This is a genomic window from Halomonas daqiaonensis (assembly GCF_900109725.1).
Lineage (GTDB): Bacteria > Pseudomonadota > Gammaproteobacteria > Pseudomonadales > Halomonadaceae > Halomonas > Halomonas daqiaonensis.
Genome location: NZ_FOBC01000005.1, coordinates 123,892 through 145,334, shown reverse-complemented (window position 1 = coordinate 145,334; position 21,443 = coordinate 123,892). Strand labels below are relative to the sequence as shown.

Annotated in this window: 21 protein-coding genes and 6 tRNA genes; 20 read left to right on the top strand and 7 right to left on the bottom strand. The window is 63.9% G+C overall.

The window, feature by feature from the left end; translation table 11 throughout:
* Positions 1-23: 23 nt before the first annotated feature.
* Positions 24-1,376 carry a magnesium transporter gene (mgtE, locus tag BMY30_RS05650; protein ID WP_089711463.1) on the bottom strand — a complete coding sequence of 451 codons (1,353 nt, stop codon included), beginning with the start codon at positions 1,374-1,376 and terminating at the stop codon, positions 24-26.
* Positions 1,377-1,575: 199 nt separating this feature from the next.
* Between mgtE and BMY30_RS05645 the strand changes: the two genes are divergently transcribed.
* On the top strand, positions 1,576-2,598 hold the full coding sequence (locus tag BMY30_RS05645) for a quinone-dependent dihydroorotate dehydrogenase (protein WP_089711461.1): 1,023 nt from the start codon (positions 1,576-1,578) through the stop codon (positions 2,596-2,598).
* Between the two features lie 102 nt (positions 2,599-2,700).
* On the opposite strand, the gene rmf is transcribed toward BMY30_RS05645, so the two are convergent.
* A complete protein-coding gene (gene rmf, locus BMY30_RS05640) occupies positions 2,701-2,907 on the bottom strand; it encodes a ribosome modulation factor (RefSeq protein ID WP_082042631.1) in 207 nt (68 codons plus the stop codon).
* Between the two features lie 264 nt (positions 2,908-3,171).
* Here rmf and rlmKL point away from each other — a divergent pair, with 264 nt between their 5' ends.
* Both rlmKL and BMY30_RS05630 read left to right on the top strand, forming a co-directional pair.
* Positions 3,172-5,361: a bifunctional 23S rRNA (guanine(2069)-N(7))-methyltransferase RlmK/23S rRNA (guanine(2445)-N(2))-methyltransferase RlmL gene (gene rlmKL, locus BMY30_RS05635; protein ID WP_089711459.1), complete on the top strand. Its 2,190-nt coding sequence runs from the start codon at positions 3,172-3,174 to the stop codon at positions 5,359-5,361.
* Between the two features lie 19 nt (positions 5,362-5,380).
* Positions 5,381-5,728 (top strand): glutaredoxin family protein, encoded by a 348-nt coding sequence (locus tag BMY30_RS05630; protein WP_089711457.1) that lies wholly within the window; start codon positions 5,381-5,383, stop codon positions 5,726-5,728.
* A gap of 162 nt (positions 5,729-5,890) precedes the next feature.
* Here the strand turns inward: BMY30_RS05630 and BMY30_RS05625 are convergent, their stop codons facing one another.
* Positions 5,891-6,169, bottom strand: a complete 279-nt coding sequence (locus BMY30_RS05625; protein ID WP_089711455.1) for a hypothetical protein — start codon at positions 6,167-6,169, stop codon at positions 5,891-5,893.
* Positions 6,170-6,285: 116 nt separating this feature from the next.
* Between BMY30_RS05625 and pdxB the strand changes: the two genes are divergently transcribed.
* Positions 6,286-7,449 (top strand): 4-phosphoerythronate dehydrogenase PdxB, encoded by a 1,164-nt coding sequence (gene pdxB, locus BMY30_RS05620; protein WP_089711453.1) that lies wholly within the window; start codon positions 6,286-6,288, stop codon positions 7,447-7,449.
* Positions 7,450-7,518: 69 nt separating this feature from the next.
* Here the strand turns inward: pdxB and htpX are convergent, their stop codons facing one another.
* From htpX to msrB, 4 genes are all read right to left on the bottom strand, one after another.
* Positions 7,519-8,415 carry a protease HtpX gene (htpX, locus tag BMY30_RS05615; RefSeq protein ID WP_089711451.1) on the bottom strand — a complete coding sequence of 299 codons (897 nt, stop codon included), beginning with the start codon at positions 8,413-8,415 and terminating at the stop codon, positions 7,519-7,521.
* 120 nt (positions 8,416-8,535) lie between these two features.
* On the bottom strand, positions 8,536-9,765 hold the full coding sequence (locus tag BMY30_RS05610; RefSeq protein ID WP_089711449.1) for a pyridoxal phosphate-dependent aminotransferase: 1,230 nt from the start codon (positions 9,763-9,765) through the stop codon (positions 8,536-8,538).
* Between the two features lie 104 nt (positions 9,766-9,869).
* Entirely contained in the window at positions 9,870-10,826 is a 957-nt protein-coding gene (gene ylqF / locus BMY30_RS05605) for a ribosome biogenesis GTPase YlqF (protein WP_089711447.1), read from the bottom strand.
* Between the two features lie 89 nt (positions 10,827-10,915).
* Positions 10,916-11,317 (bottom strand): peptide-methionine (R)-S-oxide reductase MsrB, encoded by a 402-nt coding sequence (gene msrB / locus BMY30_RS05600; RefSeq protein WP_089711445.1) that lies wholly within the window; start codon positions 11,315-11,317, stop codon positions 10,916-10,918.
* Between the two features lie 190 nt (positions 11,318-11,507).
* On the opposite strand from msrB, the gene BMY30_RS05595 reads away from it, so the two are divergent.
* The 16 genes from BMY30_RS05595 (at position 11,508) to BMY30_RS05520 (ending at position 21,356) form a co-directional block, all read left to right on the top strand.
* Positions 11,508-11,583 (top strand) — tRNA-Glu (locus tag BMY30_RS05595).
* Positions 11,584-11,606: 23 nt separating this feature from the next.
* Positions 11,607-11,681: transfer RNA gene (locus BMY30_RS05590), tRNA-Gly, on the top strand.
* Between the two features lie 98 nt (positions 11,682-11,779).
* Positions 11,780-11,855 (top strand) — tRNA-Glu (locus BMY30_RS05585).
* Between the two features lie 23 nt (positions 11,856-11,878).
* A tRNA-Gly gene (locus BMY30_RS05580) sits at positions 11,879-11,953 on the top strand.
* 94 nt (positions 11,954-12,047) lie between these two features.
* A tRNA-Glu gene (locus BMY30_RS05575) sits at positions 12,048-12,123 on the top strand.
* A 137-nt stretch (positions 12,124-12,260) separates the two neighbouring features.
* On the top strand, positions 12,261-13,220 hold the full coding sequence (locus BMY30_RS05570) for an ABC transporter ATP-binding protein (protein ID WP_089711443.1): 960 nt from the start codon (positions 12,261-12,263) through the stop codon (positions 13,218-13,220).
* Positions 13,217-13,990 carry an ABC transporter permease gene (locus BMY30_RS05565; protein WP_089711441.1) on the top strand — a complete coding sequence of 258 codons (774 nt, stop codon included), beginning with the start codon at positions 13,217-13,219 and terminating at the stop codon, positions 13,988-13,990. Before BMY30_RS05570 ends, BMY30_RS05565 begins: the two co-directional genes overlap by 4 nt.
* Position 13,991: 1 nt before the next feature.
* Positions 13,992-14,828, top strand: a complete 837-nt coding sequence (queF, locus tag BMY30_RS05560) for an NADPH-dependent 7-cyano-7-deazaguanine reductase QueF (RefSeq protein WP_089711439.1) — start codon at positions 13,992-13,994, stop codon at positions 14,826-14,828.
* Between the two features lie 43 nt (positions 14,829-14,871).
* A complete protein-coding gene (locus tag BMY30_RS05555) occupies positions 14,872-15,432 on the top strand; it encodes a nitroreductase family protein (protein WP_089711437.1) in 561 nt (186 codons plus the stop codon).
* 85 nt (positions 15,433-15,517) lie between these two features.
* Positions 15,518-16,081 (top strand): DUF2799 domain-containing protein, encoded by a 564-nt coding sequence (locus BMY30_RS05550; protein WP_170840080.1) that lies wholly within the window; start codon positions 15,518-15,520, stop codon positions 16,079-16,081.
* Between the two features lie 30 nt (positions 16,082-16,111).
* Positions 16,112-16,615 (top strand): YiiD C-terminal domain-containing protein, encoded by a 504-nt coding sequence (locus tag BMY30_RS05545; RefSeq protein ID WP_089711433.1) that lies wholly within the window; start codon positions 16,112-16,114, stop codon positions 16,613-16,615.
* A 117-nt stretch (positions 16,616-16,732) separates the two neighbouring features.
* A tRNA-Ser gene (locus BMY30_RS05540) sits at positions 16,733-16,820 on the top strand.
* A gap of 228 nt (positions 16,821-17,048) precedes the next feature.
* The gene (locus BMY30_RS05535; protein ID WP_089711431.1) at positions 17,049-17,903 is read left to right on the top strand and encodes a mechanosensitive ion channel family protein; all 855 of its coding nucleotides are present in this window, start codon (positions 17,049-17,051) and stop codon (positions 17,901-17,903) included.
* Positions 17,904-18,315: 412 nt separating this feature from the next.
* Positions 18,316-19,200: a hypothetical protein gene (locus tag BMY30_RS05530; RefSeq protein WP_089711429.1), complete on the top strand. Its 885-nt coding sequence runs from the start codon at positions 18,316-18,318 to the stop codon at positions 19,198-19,200.
* A gap of 214 nt (positions 19,201-19,414) precedes the next feature.
* Positions 19,415-20,410, top strand: coding sequence for a hypothetical protein (locus tag BMY30_RS05525; protein WP_089711427.1), 996 nt, complete (start codon positions 19,415-19,417; stop codon positions 20,408-20,410).
* Positions 20,411-20,552: 142 nt separating this feature from the next.
* Positions 20,553-21,356 (top strand): M48 family metallopeptidase, encoded by an 804-nt coding sequence (locus BMY30_RS05520; protein ID WP_089711425.1) that lies wholly within the window; start codon positions 20,553-20,555, stop codon positions 21,354-21,356.
* The last annotated feature ends 87 nt before the right edge of the window (positions 21,357-21,443 follow it).

Sequence of the window (21,443 nt, the reverse complement as noted above, 5' to 3'; positions counted from 1 at the left end):
TCAGGCGACTGGTGAGGCAGCGGTCACAGCAGGAACAGCGTGGCCAGTCCCAGGAAGGCCATGAATCCTACCACATCGGTCACCGTGGTTAGGATCACCGATCCCGAGAGCGCGGGATCGATGCCCGAGCGCTTTAGCATCAACGGGATGATGATACCGGCGACGCCGGCGGCCAGCATGTTGATCACCAGGGCGGTGGCGATGATGATGCCGATGCCGATGCTGCCGAACCAGAGCACCGCAAGCACGGCAACCACCAGCGACCAGAGCACACCGTTGAGGGCGGCGATGCCGATCTCCTTGCGCAGCAGCCAGCTGCTGTTGGTGCGACTGATCTGGCCCAGGGCAAGGCCGCGGATCGCCAGGGTGAGGGTCTGGCTGCCGGCGATGCCGCCCATGCTGGCAACGATGGGCATCAGCACCGCGAGGGCCACGATCTTGTCCAGGGCATCCTCGAAGCGGCCGATCACCCAGGCGGCCAGGAAGGCGGTGAGCAGGTTGATGCCCAGCCACACGGCGCGTCGCTTGGCGCTGGGCATCACCGGCGCGAAGAGGTCCTCTTCCTCGTCCAGACCGGCCATGTTCATCAGTGCTTGTTCGGAATTCTCGCGGATCACGTCGACGATGTCGTCGATGACGATGCGCCCGAGCAGCAGGCCGGCCTCATCGACCACCGGTGCGGAGACCAAGTCGTGAGTCTGGAAGAGAGTGGCTACCTCACGGGAATGCATGGTCACCTGGATGCCGTCCACCTCATCATCCATCAGATCGGCAACGGCCATCTCGGGGTCGTTTGACACCAGGCGGGCCAGCGGCAGCACCCCCACGAAGAAGCCATTACGGTCGACCACCATCAGCGAATGGGTGTTGTCGGGTACCGTCTCCTTCCAGCGCAGGAATCGCCTGACCGTCTCCAGGCTGACGTCGGCGCGCACGGCGATGGTATCGGTGCGCATCAGGCGACCGGCACTGTCCTCCTCGAACGAGAGGGTCTCCTGTAGCCGGTTGCGCTGCAGTTCGTCCATCGAGCGCAGCATGTCCTCGGCTACCTGCTGGGGCAGGTCCTCGAAGATCTCGGCGAGGTCCGTGGTGTCGAGACTGGACGTGGCGGCAACGATCTCGGCATGGTCCATGTCATCGAGCAGGGTGCTGCGCACCTCGTCGTGCACGTGCAACAGGACCTCACCGTCGACCTCGCCCGGTACCCGTTCCCACAGCTGGATGCGCGCTGCCGGTGGCAGAGACTCAAGCAGCAGGGCGATCTCCGCAGGTTCCAGGTCGCCCAGCACATCGTCGACGGCATCGAACTGCTCGTCACTCAGCGCCCGGTGGATGCGCGAGAGGCGGTCCTCGAGGGTTTCGGTGGTATCGGCCATATGGGTCTCCCTGGCTTCGGCTGCACGGCCCAATCGGCCGTGATCCTAACGACGTTGCCTACAGTAGACCACAGAACGGCTCCCGCCTGTCGCCATGGGGCTCCTCATCAGCGGTTGCCAGGTGGCTCGACGCCGTCGTTTCCCACCCGCGGCACTGCTATACTATCGCGCCCCATCGCCATCCTCGTCCGGAGTCGCCATGTATTCGCTCGCCCGTTCGCTGCTGTTTCGCCTGGACGCCGAGACCGCCCACGGGGTTGCCCTGAGGGGGCTCGACCTGGCCGGTCATCTGGGCCTGGCGGAGCGATTCGGCGGGCGGGTCGATGATCCGGTAGAGCTCATGGGGTTGCACTTCCCCAACCGAGTGGGCCTGGCCGCCGGGCTCGACAAGAATGCCGACCATCTCGATGCCCTGGGTGCACTGGGCTTTGGCTTCGTCGAGGTAGGCACCGTGACGCCCCGGCCTCAGGACGGTAATCCGCGGCCACGGTTGTTCCGCCTGCCCGACGCCGGTGCCATCATCAATCGCATGGGCTTCAACAACGCCGGGGTGGATCACCTTGTCGCCCGGGTTAGGGCGAGCCACTATGACGGCGTGATCGGCATCAACATCGGCAAGAATCTCAGCACACCGGTCGAGCAGGCGGTGGATGATTACCTGACCTGCTTGCGCCAGGTTCATGGCCATGCGCACTACATCACGGTGAACATCTCCTCGCCGAATACGCCGGGGCTGCGCAACCTGCAGTTCGGGGAGCACTTGGATTCGCTGCTCGGTGCCCTGCGCGACGAGGGAAACCGGCTCGATCGGGAGACAGGTCGCCGTGTGCCCCTGGCGGTGAAGATTGCCCCGGACATGGACCCCGAGGAGGTCGGGCTGGTGGCGCGCAGCCTCGAGGCCAATGCCATCGACGCGGTGATCGCCACTAACACCACGGTCTCCCGGGAGGCGGTGGCGGGGCTCGAGCATGCCGACGAGCAAGGGGGGCTCTCCGGGCGGCCGGTCTTCGAGCCGTCGAATACGGTGATCCGCGAACTGCGTCGCCGGCTTTCCGATATGCCGATCATCGGCGTAGGCGGCATCGACAGCGGCGAGGCAGCGGTGGCCAAGGTGGCGGCCGGTGCCGATCTGGTACAGCTCTATTCGGGTTTCATCTATCGCGGGCCGGGGCTGGTGGGGGAGTGTGCCCGGACATTGCAGGCCCGTTTCGCCGGCAAGTGAGGGTCCGGTGGGCGGCTACTAAAAAGCCCACGGCATGGCCGTGGGCTTGATATGTTCGTCAACACCTCTGACGATGGGTCACTGACTCGGACTATGTGGAAGTCACATCACCATGGGGTTCTTGTGAATGCCGGAGACTCCCGTCATGCCGGACCATTGATCCCCACGACCTTCACGCCAACCGCTCATCCAGTACTCGCGTAGATTGATATCCTGACTTGGACAGTCATCGCGGGAACGACCCGAGAGACCCGCCTTGTACCCATGAACATAGGCACGCTGGAAGCGATCACGTTTCTGTCGTTTCATTGGACTACCTCTTGATGAAGGTACCGATGAGAACCCAGCATATCGATGCCGGATTCATGTTGCCCGGGCGACATCGGTCTCTGCGGCAACTTCGTGCTGCACGACGACTCGAGGCCCGCTGACAGGAACGCATGCGTCATTCAGTAGCTACTCTCTCATTGATAGCCCAGGATGACGGCGATTGTCGACCGATGATTTGTAACAAGGCGTTCACTTGTCCTTCACGCCTTCACTCCGGCCAGGCACCGCGCCGATGGAACCTTCATGACTGACCTGCACTCCCCTGATTCACTGGATTTTTTGGCAACCTGCCCGCGGGGCCTCGAGCTGCTGCTGGCCGACGAGCTTGCCGCCTTGGGTGCCGTGCCCGGCAAGACCACGGTGGCCGGGGTTCACCTTCGCGCGAGCCTCGAGGGCGCTTACCGCATCTGCCTCTGGTCGCGCCTGGCCAATCGGCTGGTACTCTGCCTGGCGCAAGAGGAGGGCATCGAAACTCCCGAGTCGCTGCGTGCTGCTTCCGCGGCCATCGACTGGCGGCTCCACCTCGAATCGGGTGCGACCCTGGCAGTGGACTTCCATGGTCGTTCCGAGGCGATCCGCCACACCCGCTTCGGTGCCCAGACCGTTAAGGACGGCGTGGTGGATCGCCTCCATGCCGAGGGGCGGCCGCGTCCCGACGTCGATACCGACCAGCCGGACCTTCGCCTCTATGCCCATCTTCACCGCGGGCGGTTGATCTTGGGTGTGGATCTCTCGGGTGACAGTCTCCATCGCCGTGGCTATCGTCGCGACGTGGGTCATGCGCCGCTTAAGGAGAACCTGGCCGCCGCCTTGCTGGTGCGTGCCGGCTGGTCGGCGCTGGCCCGGGAGGGGGCGCCGTTGGTCGATCCGCTATGCGGTGCCGGCACCCTGCTGATCGAGGCCGCGATGATGGCTGCCGACATCGCGCCGGGCCTAGCCAGGGAGCGCTTCGGCTTCCACGGCTGGGCCGGTCATGACGAGCGCTGCTGGCGAGAACTGCGGCGTGAGGCCGAGGCGCGGGCCAGCATCGGTCGCAAGCGCTGCCGCTCGCCGCTGTTCGGCTTCGACGAGAGCCCCCCGGCGCTGGCCGCGGCGAAGGCCAACGCCATGCGTGCCGGTGTGCCGGCGTTGATCGAACTCGAAGGTGCCTCCCTGGCCGGGCTCGAACGTCCCGAGGGACTGCCCGACACGCCCCGCGGCCTGGTGATGACCAATCCGCCCTACGGCGAGCGCCTCGGTGAGCTTCCTGAACTGATACGGCTCTATGGCCAGCTCGGCGAGAGGGTCAAGAGGGCTTTCCCGGGCTGGCAGCTAGCGGTATTCACCGCCAACCCGGACCTCGGGCATCGCATCGGGCTGCGCGCCCACAAGCAGTACTCGCTACGCAACGGCCCCCTGGAGGCCAAGCTGCTGTTAATGGCCATTCCCGACGAAGACGTTTCGCCGTCCGTAAAGGCCACGTCCGCACGCTCGGAGGGGGCGCAGATGTTCGCCAACCGCCTGGAGAAGAACCGTCGGCGGCTGAAGAAGTGGCTCAAGAAGAGCGGCGAGAGTTGCTACCGTCTCTACGATGCCGACATGCCCGAGTATGCCCTGGCTATCGACATTTACGGCGACCGGGTGCACGTGCAGGAGTATGCCCCGCCCAGGTCCATCGATGCCGCCCAGGCCCAGAAGCGGCTGTTCGAGGCGCTGGGGGTGATCCCTGACGTGCTCGATGTCGATCCCGGCAAGGTCGTGGTCAAGCGCCGCGAGCGCCAGAGCGGCAAGGCGCAGTATCGCAAGCAGGCGGCCAGCGGTGAGCGTTTCGAGGTGCAGGAGGGCCGGGCGCGGCTGTGGGTCAACCTGCGCGACTACCTGGACACCGGCCTTTTCCTCGACCATCGCCCGGTGCGCCGCATGCTCGGTGAAATGGCCCCGGGCAAGCGTTTCCTCAACCTCTTCTGCTACACCGGCGCGGCCACGGTGCAGGCGGCCCTGGGAGCAGGGGAGCAGGGCGGGGCCAGTGAGAGCGTCAGTGTCGACCTTTCCAATACCTACCTGGAGTGGGCTCGGGACAACTTCGCCCTCAACCGGCTCGATCCGGCACGCCATCGGCTGGTTCGCGACGACTGCCTGCGCTGGCTGGAGACCGCCGGTGGCGAGTTCGACCTGATCTTCCTTGATCCGCCGACCTTCTCCAATTCCAAGAAGATGACCGATACCCTGGACGTCCAGCGAGACCATGGCCGGCTGGTGCACCTGACCATGGCACGGCTGGCGCCGGGGGGTACCCTGGTGTTCTCCAACAACCAGCGGCGCTTCACGTTGGATGCGGACCTCACCGAGCAGTTCCGGGTGGAGGACATCTCGTCGCGGACCTTCGATCCGGATTTCGTTCGCAAGCCCGACCTTCACCACGTTTTCCTGATTCGCCACCCGGAGGGCTTATGAGTCTTCAAGGGAAAGACGCATGATCCGGCTGAGGCTCTATACCACCCTGGGCTGCCATCTCTGCGAGCAGCTCGAGGCCCTGTTGGCGACCCTTTGCCATGAGCGGTACCGCCTGGAGAGGGTCGAGATCAGCGACGATGAGGCCCTGGTCGCACGTTACGGAATGCGCATCCCGGTCCTGGTCGACGAGGCGGGGGTCGAGCTGGATCGTGGTATGGAGCCTGAGCGGCTGGTCGCCTGGTTGGCATCACGGGGCTGGCTGGACGAGGCGGCCTGGGAGATGCTGCGACGCCAGCTGGCCGGCGAAGGCGAGCCACGTGAGGCGAAGGGCGCCGTGATGCGTGGCGGGCGGCGTTATCTGGGATGACCCGGCTTCGCCGGGTAGCGACAAGCCACAAGGCGCAAGCGACAAGGAAAACTCTTGCCTGTAGCTAGGCTAGCCGCATACTGCCTTGCAGCTTGCAGCTTGCAGCTTGCAGCTTGCAGCTTGCAGCTTGCAGCTTGCAGCTTGCAGCTTGCAGCTTGCAGCTTACGGCTCCAGCAGCGACAGCTGGCTGACGGCATCGCGCCCCTCGGTGCTCTCGTCCTCCACCTCCAGTACCTTGCGAAAGCCCCGGGAAGCCAGAATGGTGGTCTCATCGGCCAGCCACATCATCGCCTGGTCCTGGTCATCGGCCAGGCGATGCTTCAGCCCGCCGAACTGGGTGCCGATCTGCCCCCAGGCACGGCTGAAGATCCAGTCGCTGAACATGTCCTGATGGACATGTACCAGCACATAGTCATGGTCGGTTTCCCAGCGAACGATCACGGTAGCTCCCGAGGTGAAGGACGCCACAGGCCAGCGGCGCACGAATGGCATTTGGCGGTATTGTAAGGGCTTGGGCACACTGGACAAGTCGCATCATCCGCAAGTAGGAGTTAGCCATGAGAATCGTCGTCGACGCCAATGTGCCCGCCGCCCAGACGTGCTTCGGGGAACTGGGGGAGGTGGTCCGCCTGCCGGGGCGCGAGATCGATGCTGCCGCGCTTCGCGAGGTCGACGCTCTGGTGGTGCGCTCCATCACTCGCGTCGACGAGGCCTTGCTGGCCGAAGCCTCACGATTGCGCTTCGTCGGGACCTGCACTATCGGCACCGACCACGTGGACGAACATGTCCTGGCCGAGCGCGGTATCGCCTTCGCCAGCGCCCCCGGTTGCAACGCCGAAGCAGTAGTGGAATACGTGCTGGGCAGCCTGGCGACCCTGGCCGAACGCCAGGACTGGCAGCTGGCCGATCGCCGCGTGGGCATCGTCGGCGTTGGCAACGTGGGCGGGCGGCTTCTCGATCGCCTCTCGGCGATGAACATCGACTGCCTGGCCTGCGACCCACCCCGCGTGGAAGCGGAAGGCTTCGAGGAGGAGGGATTGCCAGGCTTCGTGGACCTGGAGTCGCTGATCGACGAATGCGACGTGCTCTGCCTGCATACCCCGCTGGTGACCGAAGGGCCCCACACAACGCGACACCTGCTCGACGCCCAGCGCATCGCGGCCTTGGCCCCTGGCTGTGTGCTACTCAACGCCGGTCGTGGCGATTGCGTGGATGGCCAGTCGCTGCGCCAGCGGCTGGCGGGGCAAGGCGATGTTACCGCGGTGCTCGATGTCTGGGAGCACGAGCCCGCCATCGACTCCGGTCTGGCGGATCTCGCTGACATCGCCACGCCACACGTCGCCGGCTACAGCCTGGATGGCAAGCTGTGTGGCACCCACCGAATCTATCGCGCCCTGGCCCAGCATGTCGGCCTGCCCGCGCGCCTGACACTGGCCGATCTCGCTCCCCCGCCCCCGGTCAGGCGTCTCGTCCTGGACGCCGGCCTCGGCGCCGAGGAGGCGCTTCGCCTGTGTTTGCGTGCCGTCTATGACGTACGGCGTGACCACGACAGCCTGCACCGCGAGGCACGCCGCCAGGGCATGGCGAAGGGCTTCGATGCTTGCCGAGCGGCCTACCCGCTGCGCCGTGAGTTCGCGACCCTCGAGATTGCGCTGGGTGAGGAGAGCCGGGAGCTGGCATCATTGTTGGGAGCCGTGGGCTTCCGGGTCGCCACCGGCTGACCCGGTGGGGCCAAACGTCAGCGGACCCGCCAATTGGCGGGTCCGTTGCGTAATGGGAAGGCTCCACTTCTAGCGGTAGGTGGCTTCCTTGAGGGCGCGGATGCGATCGTCGAGGGGCGGGTGACTGGCAAAGAACCGCTCCATCAGCGAACGCGTCTGGCCCTTGGTGATGGCCATGGCCCGCAGGGTATCCGGCATCTGGTCCGGCATCTCGGTCTCGGCCTTGAGGCGGGCCAAGGCGTTGATCATTGCCCCGCTGCCGGCGAGCTGGGCGCCGGCGCTGTCGGCGCGATACTCCCGGAAGCGCGAGAACCAGGCGACGATGGCCGAGGCGATCAGCCCGAAGACGATTTCGGCGACGATCACCACTGCGAAATAGCCCAGGAAGCCCAGGCCGCCTTCTCCATCGCGCCGCAGGAAGCTGTCAACCAGCTGTGCCACAACGCGGGCGAAGAACATCACGAAGGTGTTGAGCACGCCCTGGATCAGCGCCAGGGTGACCATGTCGCCGTTGGCGACGTGGCCGATCTCGTGGGCCAGCACCGCACGCACCTCCTCGGGGCGCATGCGGTTGAGCAGGCCGGCGGAGACCGCGACCAGGGCGTCGTCCTTTTTCCAGCCGGTGGCGAAGGCATTGGACTGCTGGGCTGGAAAGATCCCCACTTCCGGCGTCTTGATGCCGGCGTCGCGGGCCAGCTCCGCCACGGTATCGACCAGCCATTTCTCGGTGTCGTTCGATGGTTTCTCGATCACCACGGTGCCGGTGCTGCGCTTGGCCATCCACTTGGAGATGAACAGCGAGATCATCGAGCCGGCCATGCCGAAGATGAAGCAGAAGATCAGCAGTCCCGTCATGTTCATGCCGTGGGACTGCAGGTAGGACTCCAGACCCAGCAGGCGCAGGGTGATGCTGGCCACCACGATCACCGCCAGGTTGGTGCCCAGGAAGAGCAGGATTCGCATCATTGTCGGAAATCTCCGGTCGTCGGGAAGGGGGGCCGCGAACCGCGGCGTGCAGAAGCCGTTGCTTAGATACGGTCTTGCCCGCCGGGTTTCAAGCGGCGGGCAGATATAGCTTGCTCAGCTCTACTGGCGGTAGCGCGACAGGAAACGGGCGAAGCGGTCCAGGGCATCCTCGAGCTGATCGGCCCAGGGCAGGGTGACGATGCGCACATGGTCGGGTTCGGGCCAGTTGAAGGCCGTGCCCTGCACCAGCAGGATCTTCTCCTGGAGCAGCAGGTCGAGCACCAGTTGCTGGTCGTCCTTGATGTTGAACACCTTGGGATCGAGCCGCGGGAAGGCGTAGAGGGCCCCCTTGGGTCGGGTACAGCTGACCCCGGGGATGGCATTGAGCTTCTCAACGGTGATGTCGCGCTGGGCGAGCAGGCGCCCGCCGGGCAGGATCAGGTCGTTGATCGACTGGTAGCCGCCCAGTGCGGTCTGGATGGCGTGCTGGGCCGGCACGTTGGCGCACAGTCGCATCGAGGCCAGCATGGTTACCCCCTGGATGAAATCGCCCGCGCGCTGCTTGGCGACGTGGCCCGAGAAGATCATCCAGCCGGAGCGGAAGCCGGCACAGCGGTAGCTCTTGGAGAGCCCGTTCATGGTCACCACCAGCTGGTCCTCGCCGGCCAGTGCCCCGGTGGAGACATGCTCGACCCCGTCGTAGAGGATCTTGTCGTAGATCTCGTCGGAGAACACCACCAGGTCGTGCTCCCGGGCGATCTCCAGCAGCTCGCGCACCACTGCCGGGGGGTAGACGGCCCCGGTGGGGTTGTTGGGATTGATGATCACGATGGCCCGGGTGTGGGCGGTAACCTTGGCTCGGATGTCGTCCATGTCCGGCGCCCAGTCGGCCTGCTCGTCGCACAGGTAGTGCACGGCATGGCCGCCCGAGAGATTGGCCGCCGCGGTCCACAGCGGGTAGTCGGGGGCTGGAATCAGCACCTCATCGCCGTCGTTGAGCAGCGCCTGCATGGCCATCACGATCAGCTCGGAAACGCCGTTACCGATGTAGATATCCTCGATACCGACGCCGGGGATCTCCTTGCGCTGGCACTCCTGCATGATCGCCTTGCGCGCCGAGTAGAGCCCCTTGGAGTCGCAGTAGCCCTGGGCGGTGGGCAGGTTGCGCATCACATCCTGGAGGATCTCCTCCGGCGCCTCGAAGCCGAACGGCGCAGGGTTGCCGATGTTCAGCTTGAGGACGCGCTGGCCTTCCTCTTCCAGCCGCTTGGCGTGCTCGAGCACCGGGCCGCGGATGTCGTAGCAGACGTTCTCGAGCTTGTGCGATTTCCTGATGGGGGGAGTGTCCATGGCATTTCTATCCAGTGTCGTCCAGGAGTCTTGAGCTCCTGGTCTATCGGTCGGGGCTTTTTTTACTCGGCGCTCGTCATCATGTCGAATCGGCGTGCGGCGGATCATGTGGGCTGGTCGGCCGGCAGGCTCTCTTCTTCTGGCGTCGGCTCGGGTGGGATGTCCGCCGGAGTCTCCAGCGTCAACCGGCCCAGCTTGCCGTCCCGCAACTCGTGGAGCAGCACCTCGGCACCGCGGTGCAGGTCGACCTCGCCGCCGGGGCGCAGGCCGCCGCGCTTGCCGGCGATCTCGGTGAGTATCGCATGGCCGTCGAAGCCGGCCAGTGCGAGCAGGTCGATTCGTGCCGGTCCATCGGACTCGACCTGTTCGGCCTCGGGGTGGGGAGCGTACTCGGGCAGGGTCTTGAGCTTGTAGCGGGCCTTGAGGGCCTCGGGGTAGCGCCTGGCCAGTTCGGCGGCGGCGACCACGGCGACCTCCACGTAGTCGATGGCGGTGTCGCGGATGGCGCCGCTGGTGGCCAGCCGATGGGCGCTGGCCTGGTCCTCGATCTTGGGCCACAGCACGCCGGGGGTATCGGTCAACGCTACCCGGCCGCCGATGCGTACCCTCTGCTGGCGCTTGGTCACCGCCGGCTCGTTGCCGGTCTTGGCGATGGTGCGCCCGGCCAGGCCGTTGATCAGGGTCGACTTGCCTACGTTGGGAATGCCCATGACCATCACCCGCACGTCGCGGTCGGCGCGTACCTGGCCAGCCAGGTCGTGGCACAGCTTGGGGATGCGCTTGAGCTCCCGGGCATTGGTGGTGGTCACTGCCAGGGCGCGCATATCGTCCTGGGCGTCGAAGAAATCGACCCATTCCCGGGTACGCTCGGGGTCCGCGAGGTCGGCCCGTGAGAGGACCTTCAACACCGGCTTGTGGCGGGTCAGCTCGGCCAGCATGGGGTTGGCGCTGGAGTAGGGCAGGCGGGCGTCGAGCACCTCGATCACCACGTCGATCTCCGGCAGCGCCTCGAGGATCTGTCGGCGCGCCTTGTTCATGTGTCCCGGGTACCAGCCGAGCATCGAGCCTCTCCTGCATGAGCATAATGAAAACGGCCGCTCATCATAGCAGATGGCAGGCCGTGTCAGGGGAGGGCGTTGACGCGCCGGGACTACTCCCCGGCGTGGAACTGGATCGCCACCGAGTTGATGCAGTAGCGCAGCCCGGTGGTCTCCGGCGGGCCATCGGGGAAGACGTGGCCGAGATGGGCATCGCAGCGCGCACAGGTTACCTCGGTGCGCTGCATGCCTTGGCTGGTATCGGTCTGTTCCGTCACGCAGCCCGGGGTGAAGGGACGGTCGAAGCTCGGCCAGCCGCAGCCGGCATCGAACTTGTGCTCGTTTTCGAACAGCGGGGCGTTACAGCATACGCAGTGGTAGATGCCGTGCTCGTCACTCACGTGGTAGTGGCCGCTGAAGGGCGGTTCGGTACCTTTCTGGCGGGTGACACGGTACTGCTCGGGTGTCAGCTGCTGCTGCCATTCGGCATCGCTCTTCTGAATCTTGCTGCGCATGGCCTCTCTCCTTGTCATGGAGCCGGGTACGGCCCCGGCGCGTTCCCCCCTATTCTGACATCAACACGGGTGGGTGTTTCCAGTCGATGGGCAGCATCGGTCACGAGTTCTCAACGCCGGGCGAGACCCGCTTGACAGCCTTTCGGGTGCTGGGTAATATTCGCCGCACCTCGACGAGCCGAGACATTGCGTCCCATTCGTCTAGTGGTCCAGGACACCGCCCTTTCACGGCGGTAACAGGGGTTCGAACCCCCTATGGGACGCCACTCGACTCATCAGGTACCGGAGTGCGGGAATAGCTCAGTGGTAGAGCATCGCCTTGCCAAGGCGAGGGTCGCGAGTTCGAATCTCGTTTCCCGCTCCAAGCGTGAACAAGCGGTATCGAGCCAAGGCTCGGGTCACGATCCGATGTGACGGCCCAGTCGAATCTCGTTTCCCGCTCCAAGCTTAAATAGCTTATGCGTCCCATTCGTCTAGTGGTCCAGGACACCGCCCTTTCACGGCGGTAACAGGGGTTCGAACCCCCTATGGGACGCCACTCGACTCATCAGGTACCGGAGTGCGGGAATAGCTCAGTGGTAGAGCATCGCCTTGCCAAGGCGAGGGTCGCGAGTTCGAATCTCGTTTCCCGCTCCAAAAATTGAACGCGTTAGCGAGCCAAAGCTCGGGTCACGAGCTGGCACGCGAGTCCGATCGAATCTCGTTTCCCGCTTCATATCCCCCTTATTGTGTCCCATTCGTCTAGTGGCCTAGGACACCGCCCTTTCACGGCGGTAACAGGGGTTCGAACCCCCTATGGGACGCCACCCTTTCGTATCATCTTCGTACCCTCTCTGCTGTTTTCCCGACGCCTCTCTCCGCTTGGCGGCGGCTTGAAGTTCCCCCCTGTCACCCCCATCATTCGTGCTCTTCGCAGAGACTCTTCCTTTCCACTGGATCGCTCATGGCCGAACCGGCACTCTCCATCCGAGGCCTGACCAAGGTCTACGGCAATGGTTTCCATGCCCTGAAGGGCATCGACCTCGATGTCGCCGAGGGTGACTTCTATGCCCTGCTGGGGCCCAACGGCGCCGGCAAGTCGACCACCCTGGGCGTGGTCTGCTCGCTGGTGCAGAAGACTGCTGGCCATGTCTCGATCTTCGGCATCGACATCGACCGTGACTTCGCCCGTGCCAAGTACCATCTCGGCGTGGTGCCCCAGGAATTCAACTTCAACCAGTTCGAGAAGGTCATCGATATCGTGCTGGCCCAGGCAGGTTACTACGGCATGTCGCGGCGCGAGGCGTTGCCCCGCGCCGAGGAGCTGCTGCGCGATCTGGGTCTGTGGGACAAGCGCAACGGCAGCGCGAGGATGCTCTCAGGCGGCATGAAACGGCGCTTGATGATCGCCCGCGCCCTGATGCACCGGCCCAGGCTGCTGATCCTCGACGAGCCCACCGCCGGTGTGGACATCGAACTGCGGCGCAGCATGTGGGCCTACATGCGCCGTATCAATCGCGACGAGGGCACTACCATCATCCTCACCACCCACTACCTGGAGGAGGCCGAGAGCCTCTGTCGCAACGTGGGGATCATCAACCATGGCGAGATCATCCGGAACACCAGCGTGCGTGACCTGCTCGCCGAGCTCGATACCGAGACCTTCCTGCTCGACCTGGCGCACCCTATAGAGGCCACCCCCGAGGTGGTGGACTTCGAGGTGAGTCGGGTCGATGCCGCCCAATTGGCCGTGGTGGTGCGTCGCGGCCAGCGCCTCAACGATGTCTTCGAGGCGCTCAGCGCCCAAGGGCTGCAGGTGATGTCGATGCGCAACCGTGCCAACCGGCTCGAGGAGATGTTCGTCTCCATGGTGGAGCAGGGCAACAGTGACAAGGCGGCTGAAGCGGCGGAGGCGCGCGCATGAACTCGACCCAGATCGCCGTCGCCCTCTGGACCCTGGTGCACAAGGAGATCAAGCGCTTCACGCGGATCTGGCCGCAGACCCTGCTGCCGCCATCGATCACCATGACCATGTACTTCATCATCTTCGGCAACCTGATCGGCTCGCGGATCGGCGAGATGGATGGCTACAGCTACATGGATTTCATCGTTCCCGGGCTGATCATGATGGCGGTGATCACCAACAGCTACTCCAACGTGGCATCATCCTTCTTCTCCAACAAGTTCCAGCGCTCCATCGAGGAGATGATGGTCTCGCCCATGCCCAACTGGGTGATTCTCACCGGCTTCGTGCTGGGCGGCATGGCCCGCGGCCTGGGTGTGGGGCTGATCGTCACCCTGGTGTCGCTGTTCTTCACCCGGATCGAGGTGGCGCATCCGCTGCTGACGGTCTTCGTGGTGGTGCTCACCGCGGCGCTGTTCGCCATCGGCGGCTTCATCAACGCCCTGTTGGGCAAGAAGTTCGACGACATCTCGATCGTGCCAACCTTCGTGCTCACGCCGCTGACCTACCTCGGCGGGGTCTTCTATTCCATCTCGCTGCTGCCGGCCTTCTGGCAGGGCGTGTCGATGCTCAACCCCATCCTCTACATGGTCAATGTCTTCCGCTACGGTTTCCTAGGGGTCTCCGACATCCCCGTCGGCTGGGCACTGGCAGCCATTCTCGCTTTCATCACCATGCTCTTCGGTATGGCCCTTTGGATGCTGGAACGCGGCAAGGGCATCAGGAGCTGACATGACCCATCACCGACCCGACACCCTCGAGCATGCGCCCCTGGGGCGGCAATCCGTCTATCCCGAACACTACGACGCCGGCTTACTCTATCCCATTGTCCGCGATGCCAACCGCGCGCCCTTGGGCATCGAGGAGGGTGCCTTGCCCTTCGTTGGCGAGGACGAATGGCACGCCTTCGAGGTCTCCTGGCTCAATGCCCGCGGCAAGCCGCGGGTCGCTGTGGCGCGCTTCCGTCTGCCGGCGGACTCGCCGAATCTGATCGAGTCGAAATCCTGGAAGCTCTATCTCAATGGCTTCAACCAGACTCGCTTCGGGGGCCGTGAGCGGGTCATCGACACCCTTGTGTCCGACCTGTCCCGTGCCGCCGGGGCTGCGGTCTCCGTCGAGCTGTTCGACGTCGATCACGAGGCCCTGGCACCGCGTCGCCTACCCGGCGAATGCCTGGATGACCTGGACATCGAGATCACGGACTACACGCCCAGTGTCGAGCACCTGAGGGTGGGTGAAGCAATCGTCGAGGAGACACTGCACTCCCACCTGCTCAAGTCCAACTGTCCGGTTACCGGCCAGCCCGACTGGGGCAGCGTGCTGATCCGCTACCAGGGGCCCAAGCTTGATCGCGAGGGATTGCTTCGCTACCTGATCGGCTTTCGTCAGCACCAGGACTTCCACGAGCATTGCGTGGAACACATCTTCATGGACTTGATGGCCCGAGCTCGGCCGCAACGACTGCTGGTCCTGGCGCGCTATGTGCGACGCGGCGGGCTGGACATCAGCCCCTGGCGTGCCACTCTCGGCGAGTGTCCGCCCGAGCCACTGCGGCTGGCGCGCCAGTAGCCGCTTGGGTAGAGTGCTGACTTAACCTGAACAGGAGAGCGACATGGATGCGATGACGCTGCTGCACGAACGTAGCTCCATGGGCAAGTTGATAAGCCCGCCGCCGAGCTCCGAGCAGCTCGAGGCCATGTATCGGGCGGCCCTGCGCGCGCCTGATCACAAGGAGCTGCGTCCCTGGCGCTTCATCGAGTTTTCCGGCGAGGGCCTCTCCCGGCTTGGCGAGCTATTTGCAGAGGCCGAGTTTCGCGAGGATCCCCACGCGGGTGACGCTGTCCTCGACGCGGCGCGCAAGAAGCCGCTTCGTGCCCCCATGATCATCGCGGTGATCGCCAAGGTCACCCCCGACATCCCCAAGGTGCCGAAGATCGAACAGGTGATCTCTGCTGGCTGCGCGGCCCACGCTATCCTGCTTGCCGCCCATGCACAGGGGCTCGGTGCCATGTGGCGCAGCGGCAAGTACGTCTTCGATCCCGCAGTGCACAAGGGCCTGGGGCTTGCCGAGGACGATGAGATCGTGGCCTTCATCTACCTGGGTTCCCTGGGGGGGCGCCACAAGCCGGTGCCGGAACATGACATCGACGATTTTGTGGAGCACTGGGACTGAGCGATCGGTGTTTCCTCTTTCCTGGTCGCCCGGCAATACTGGGCGCGACTCCTTTATGCGGTGCACGCCTGCCTGGAAGCTTGCCATGACCCGTCGCCATCTCCTGACACTCATCTTTATACTGCTTGCCCTGAGTCTCTCGGGTTGCGCCACCTTGTCGGAGGGCGAATGCCGCACCGCCAATTGGCAAGAACTCGGACGCATCGATGGTACCCAGGGCCAGCCGCGCGCTCGGCTCTTCGAGCATGCCAAGGCCTGTGCCGACTATGGCATCCGGCCTGACGCCGAGGCTTACTACCGGGGAAGGGAGCGGGGGTTGCTTGACTACTGTACCCCGGCCAATGCCTATCGCGAGGGGCGTCGCGGGGCAACTTACCGGGGTGTCTGCCCGGCACTGCTCGAGGGCAATTTCCTGGAGAGCTACCGCCAGGGCCTGGCTATCCACGAGGTAGAGAGCGAGCTGGAGGGACTAGAACGCCAGATCCAGCGCGTCGAGCATCGGTTGGATGACGAGGAAGTCGCGAGCGACGAAATTCAGGAACTGCACCGGGAGCTGAGAAGCCTTTATCGCGACTATCGTTTTCGTCAGCAGGAACTGCTCCGCCTAGAGCAGTATCACGGACGTTACGGTCGTATGCTTCCCCGATAGCACCTACCCCATCACGCCTGGAGCCGAATCATGCGAGAGATAGGGATTCCTCATCCCCGCTTGCCACTGCCCGCTCCCGGCCAGGAGGACGATCTGGACCAGTTCCTCTCCTGGCTCGGCGAGGCGATCCCCATGGTCACCACGCTGGGCATCCGCGAGATGACTCGCGAGGGCGATAGCCTGGCCTGGGCGCTTTCGCTCACCCCCAGCCTGAACGACAAAGGCACTGGTTTCGGCGGTGCGCTTGTTGCACAGACCACCCTGCTGGGCTGGTGCTGGACTACCCTCTGGCTGCGACGTCACGGCCTCGCCCGGGACGTGGTGGTGGCCGAGGCCACTCAGCGCTTTCTGGCCCCCGTAACCGGCGACTATCACCTGGTCTGCATGCCTGCCACCGAGGATGCTACGGCACGGCTGGCGGAGCGTTTGGAACTGCGTGACAAGGGGCGGATTGCCCTGGTTCAGCGGCTTTGGTGCGGCGACACCCTCTGCCTGGAAGCTCGCGGTGATTACGCCGTGCTGCCCGCAAGCTGAGCCGGCTATCGAAGGAAAACCTGCTTGCAATCGCGGACTTAAGTCGATACCATGTTCGCCGTTCTGGAGAACAAGGCACGGCGCAAGCTAGGCTGCCCGACTCCAGAACCACAATGCGGAGGGGTGTCCGAGTGGTCGAAGGAGCACGCCTGGAAAGTGTGTAAGTCGAAAGGCTTCGAGGGTTCGAATCCCTCCCCCTCCGCCACAAATATCGATTAAGTCGCTGATTTCAGCGGCTTTTTCTTTGCCTGATAGCCAGAACACCCCATCTGGACCCCCTACTGATTTTCATTACTCAGCCATATCGTTGCTTGCTCCTGACCGAAAGCTGAGGGCCGAGTCGAACTGAGCTTTCCGCCGATCGACGCCGCAGCGTCGCTTGTGCCATGGTCATGTCTGACCATTGATCTGCAAGGAGGAGAGCCAAACCGCCATGGCTGAAGATTTTTTCTGGGTGGAACTACTGAGCAACCGTGTCGTGAGTTCGGTTGCGCTGGTGGCTTTTCTCGCCACCTTGCGCATCCTCGCGGTGCGCGTCATACGCGGCCGGAAAGAGATTCTGTCCGATTACCGCCGTGCGTGGCTGGCCCGCACCCGGAATGTCACCGTGGTCCTCGCCCTGGCCGGCCTGGTGCTGATCTGGCTGCCTTCCCTTCACGCCTTCGCGTTGTCCATCACTGCCTTCGCCGTCGCGTTGGTGATCGCGACCAAGGAACTGATTCTCTGTCTGTCGGGCACCGTCCTGCGCGTCGTCAACCAGCCTTTCGAGATCGGAGACTGGGTCGAGATAGGCAATCTGCGCGGCCAGGTGGTCGACGAGACCATGCTAGCAACGACCCTCCAGGAAATCGGCGGGCCCGTGGGACGCTTTGAATACTCAGGCAAGACCATCGTGGTGCCCAACAGTGTTTTCCTGACCACACCGGTCCAGAATCAGAACTTCTTCAAGAAGTGGGTATATCTCGAAGTCTGCGTCGTTCTGGAGTCCGACGTGGACATGCGATCTGTGCTGCCGGCTCTGGAGCACGAGATGGCGACGCTGCACGCCCCGCATGCCGAGTTGGCCCAACGCTACAGCGCGCAGATCAGGAAGCAAAGCGGCATCAATATCGCCGAACCCCACCCTCGTGTGACCCTTGCCACCACGGATATCGGCAAACAGCGTCTCGGTGTCACGCTGTTCTGCCCCACTCCTAGCGCCTTTGAGCAGGAGCGGACCATCAACGATGCCGTGCTGCGCCATTATTGGCATCTGCGCAATATGGCGAGCGCATCGCCGGGAGCTTGAGCAGAAAACCGCCAAGTCGCGCTGGCGCGGACTACACCATCAGGACCTGCCTACGACGCCTCGAAGGGCAGCAGCCAGATCATCCAGAGCGTGAGCGAGCGAGGCAGCGCCTTGAAGGCAAGCTGTCACGCTCTTGGCCTTGAAGGCCTGGCCTTGCGACAAAGGCGGCGGATCTCAACCTTGGGTGCTTGGGGTAGTTATGATGGGTAAGATCTGCCAGCCTTCCTCCCTGGCCTGCAAAACACTCAAGCAGCGCGGCAAGATACTCTTTCCCCCGGCCAGGCGCTTCAGCGTCGGGCCTGAGACCCTTTCGATGATCAGTTGGTCAGTGAAACATCGCCGAAGGCGGAAATCACCTCGCTTTCTTCGGTGTGGATGATAGGTGCCACTAACCCGAGCTGAGGAGAAATTCATGCGCATTGGCGACACGGTACGGGTCGGCGTTGCTGGCGCGGCTATCGCGGTCCTGGCCTCGCCGACAGCGGCTCAGGAGGTATCGAGCCAGTACTCCACCATCGAATGGAATTCGGAATGCTCTGTCCTCGACCGGTCGGCAGCTGACGAGCCTGGTGCATGGGCGCGTCTTGAATGCGCTGGTTATGGCACGAACAAGGTTCTTGTCGCCGACGACGACGGCCGCATGTCGCTCGACTACGGCCTCATGGATACGATGGGCCCATGGGAGAGCTTCGCCGGCTTCAACCAGGTGATCGACACCGTGGAATGGCGCCTCGCAGATGGGCAGGCGTTCGCGACAATCCACCGATGGTTGGTCTCCGGCGGCGGACAGGAGCGACAAGTGCTTGTGGTGAGCACTGTCGCGGCAAGCCCCGATGGCCAAAGCTGTATGGTGGGCTTCGTCGATGCAGGGGCCGCCCCCGAGGCCAACACCTTGGCCCGCGAGGTGGCGGACCGGCAAGCCCGCACCTTCCGCTGCGGCGAAAGCGACGCGGGATGGTACGGCGCAGTGGAGGAGCCGGCGCCGCGCCCGGTTCTTGTCGTAGCTGACGACGGTGGCCAGGCGGAGGACCCCGAGGCTATGTTGCGGCAGTATTGGTCCGCTCTAAGCGTCGGCGGGTCTGTCTCGCGTTTCCTGATGGATGGTGACGACGGTCCGGTGGGACTGGCCTCCGAATACGAGATCGGCAGGGTGGAGCCCCTGGTGGCGGCAGATGCGGAACGTCGTGTCCGTGTGACCTTGAAACTGCGCTCCGGAACTGGCGAAAGCTTGTCGGCCAAGGTAGGGCTGGTACGCCTCGAGGGGACGTGGCGGATCGCATCGGCACAGTGGCCGTAGGCCTGCTGCGAGCAGCGCTGGCGCCGGCCTGCCCATTGGGTGAGCGGGCTGGATGATGTCCGTCGCCGGTTCTATGCTGGCAACATATGCGCCCCACGAGTCGGTCGACTGTACGATGGCCGAGCCCGAGCCCGTAAGTGAGGTGCATAAGCGGCTGCTCGCCAGCCCTCGACGCGACCGATGTAAGGATCGGAAATCTCAGGAGGATACGGAAATGGTGACCTCTAAGAGAATCCCGCTGACGGGTATTGCCATTTTTGCGGCATTGTTCTTGTTCGCGTCACCGTCATGGGCGGAATTCTGTGCACCAGAAATCGTTAGTCCGGAGCAGGGGGAAGTCACGTCGATAACCCCGACCATACAGGCAACTGCAAAGGGAGGTTCCAACTGCAACCCGAACGTAAAGAGGATCGAGCTCGAGATAACGCACGTCGAGAGCGGAAACACCGTCTATACCTATGAGAAAACGCGCGGCAAGGGGCTGACCACCGGCAGGGGCTATGCGACCGGCATGCTGCTGCTCGAACACACCGTACCATCCGGAGAATTGAGTGAGGATGAGGAGTACAAGGTATACGTCGAGTACCCGAACACCGGTCCGCTGGCGGGTTTTGACGAGCATGCCGGCTGCTGCTGGATTACCTTCAGAACGTCCGGACCGGAAACCAGGCAATCAGCGCAGCGCGTCGAGCACACTATCGTCATCAGTGGCCGCGATACGTCCGGCGGTACGGGATATGCGATCTCGGGCGGCGGAAATCTCGAGCAGGTCAGCGGAACGCTTGATGGTCGCCAAGTTTCGATTCAGGGAAATGACACGGTCGAGGGTAATTTTGCGAAGGGCCATGTCGGCGGTGCCGCTGACGGCTTCCGCGTCTTCGGCGAGATGCCGGGGATACTGCTTCACGATCCTGGGAACGCCGATGTCTATGTCAACGGACAGCCATTCTACACAATCGTCATCAGCGGCCGCGACACCCGTGGCGGAACCGACTATACGATTTCAGACGGGGGAAGGCTGGAACAGGTAAGCGGACGCCTGGACGGGAAGGAAGTCTCGATACAGGCCAACGATAGCGTCAGCGGCAATCGCGCCGAGGGACGCGTCGTCGGAGCCGCAGACGGTTTTCGCGTCTACGGGAAGCGTCCACAAATCACGCTTGACCAACCGGCGAATGCGGACATCTACGTCAACGGCGAGCTTCAGTAATCCCTGAAGGACGAGCAACGACTCGCCGGCATGTCGCAACGCGTCAGGTGTGATTAATGAGTTGTTAGGGGAGGGGCGTTTCCTCCTTCGGTCAGGCGGGCTAGGCTAATCGGCTCGGTCCACCGACGAGAGGGAGGATGCGATGCGTCAAAGATTCCTGTTGCGCCTGTTGTTCATGCTGTCCCTGGTACCGCTGGCCGGTTGCGAGGAGACACCGACCGGGCGCTCCCAACTGGTTCTGGTGCCGGACACCCTGATGGCCCAGATGGGCGAGGACGCCTTCGACCAGCTGCGTCAGCGCCAGCCGGTTTCACGCGACGCGGCCGTCAACCGCCGGGTGCAGTGCGTGGCCCGGGAAGTGGTGGCTGCCGCCGAGGCGCGCTACCCGGACGCGGACCTGCCCGAGACATGGGAAGTCGCTGTCTTCGAGGATTCCTCCCCCAACGCCTTTGCCCTGCCGGGGGGGCGCATCGGTGTGCATGCCGGCCTGTTGCGCGTGGCCAAAACTCCGGCCCAACTTGCGGCGGTGATTGGCCATGAGGTCGCCCATGTGTTGGCCGACCACGGTAACGAGCGTCTCACCCAACAGCTCGGCATCAAGGCCGTGCTGCTGCTGGTGGGGCTGTTGGGCGAGGGAGAGCTGGGAGGACAGCAACTGATGCAGGCCCTGGGCCTCGGCGCCCGGCTCGGCATCAGTCTGCCGTTCAGCCGTGCCCACGAGGAGGAGGCCGACCTGATGGGTCTGGCGATCATGGCTCGGGCGGGGTTCGACCCGCAACAGAGTGTGGCGCTGTGGCGCAACATGGCAGCCGCCGGCGGTGGCCAGCCCCCCGAGTTCCTCTCTACTCACCCGGCCCACGGCTCGCGTATCAAGGCGTTGCAGCAGGCCATGGAAGAGGCCCTGGCGACCTATCGCGCCGCAAGCCCGGTGGATTGTTCCGGATAGTCTTGAGGTTGCGGGTAGTCAATCACCTGGCACTTTAAGTAGGTAATCCCTGGATTTGCGGGCGCTCCTGTCGGTCCAACTGGCACC

What these genes read in the sequence shown, in the direction of transcription:
- rmf (WP_082042631.1), bottom strand. Translation starts at nt 2,907, where the DNA reads ATGAAACGACAGAAACGTGATCGCTTCCAGCGTGCCTATGTTCATGGG.
- BMY30_RS05545 (WP_089711433.1), top strand. Translation starts at nt 16,112, where the DNA reads ATGCGAGAGATAGGGATTCCTCATCCCCGCTTGCCACTGCCCGCTCCC.
- msrB (WP_089711445.1), bottom strand. Translation starts at nt 11,317, where the DNA reads ATGCGCAGCAAGATTCAGAAGAGCGATGCCGAATGGCAGCAGCAGCTG.
- BMY30_RS05565 (WP_089711441.1), top strand. Translation starts at nt 13,217, where the DNA reads ATGAACTCGACCCAGATCGCCGTCGCCCTCTGGACCCTGGTGCACAAG.
- BMY30_RS05550 (WP_170840080.1), top strand. Translation starts at nt 15,518, where the DNA reads ATGACCCGTCGCCATCTCCTGACACTCATCTTTATACTGCTTGCCCTG.
- queF (WP_089711439.1), top strand. Translation starts at nt 13,992, where the DNA reads ATGACCCATCACCGACCCGACACCCTCGAGCATGCGCCCCTGGGGCGG.
- BMY30_RS05530 (WP_089711429.1), top strand. Translation starts at nt 18,316, where the DNA reads ATGCGCATTGGCGACACGGTACGGGTCGGCGTTGCTGGCGCGGCTATC.
- BMY30_RS05630 (WP_089711457.1), top strand. Translation starts at nt 5,381, where the DNA reads ATGATCCGGCTGAGGCTCTATACCACCCTGGGCTGCCATCTCTGCGAG.
- BMY30_RS05525 (WP_089711427.1), top strand. Translation starts at nt 19,415, where the DNA reads ATGGTGACCTCTAAGAGAATCCCGCTGACGGGTATTGCCATTTTTGCG.
- htpX (WP_089711451.1), bottom strand. Translation starts at nt 8,415, where the DNA reads ATGATGCGAATCCTGCTCTTCCTGGGCACCAACCTGGCGGTGATCGTG.
- BMY30_RS05535 (WP_089711431.1), top strand. Translation starts at nt 17,049, where the DNA reads ATGGCTGAAGATTTTTTCTGGGTGGAACTACTGAGCAACCGTGTCGTG.
- pdxB (WP_089711453.1), top strand. Translation starts at nt 6,286, where the DNA reads ATGAGAATCGTCGTCGACGCCAATGTGCCCGCCGCCCAGACGTGCTTC.
- ylqF (WP_089711447.1), bottom strand. Translation starts at nt 10,826, where the DNA reads ATGCTCGGCTGGTACCCGGGACACATGAACAAGGCGCGCCGACAGATC.
- BMY30_RS05610 (WP_089711449.1), bottom strand. Translation starts at nt 9,765, where the DNA reads ATGGACACTCCCCCCATCAGGAAATCGCACAAGCTCGAGAACGTCTGC.
- BMY30_RS05645 (WP_089711461.1), top strand. Translation starts at nt 1,576, where the DNA reads ATGTATTCGCTCGCCCGTTCGCTGCTGTTTCGCCTGGACGCCGAGACC.
- BMY30_RS05555 (WP_089711437.1), top strand. Translation starts at nt 14,872, where the DNA reads ATGGATGCGATGACGCTGCTGCACGAACGTAGCTCCATGGGCAAGTTG.
- rlmKL (WP_089711459.1), top strand. Translation starts at nt 3,172, where the DNA reads ATGACTGACCTGCACTCCCCTGATTCACTGGATTTTTTGGCAACCTGC.
- BMY30_RS05520 (WP_089711425.1), top strand. Translation starts at nt 20,553, where the DNA reads ATGCGTCAAAGATTCCTGTTGCGCCTGTTGTTCATGCTGTCCCTGGTA.
- BMY30_RS05570 (WP_089711443.1), top strand. Translation starts at nt 12,261, where the DNA reads ATGGCCGAACCGGCACTCTCCATCCGAGGCCTGACCAAGGTCTACGGC.
- mgtE (WP_089711463.1), bottom strand. Translation starts at nt 1,376, where the DNA reads ATGGCCGATACCACCGAAACCCTCGAGGACCGCCTCTCGCGCATCCAC.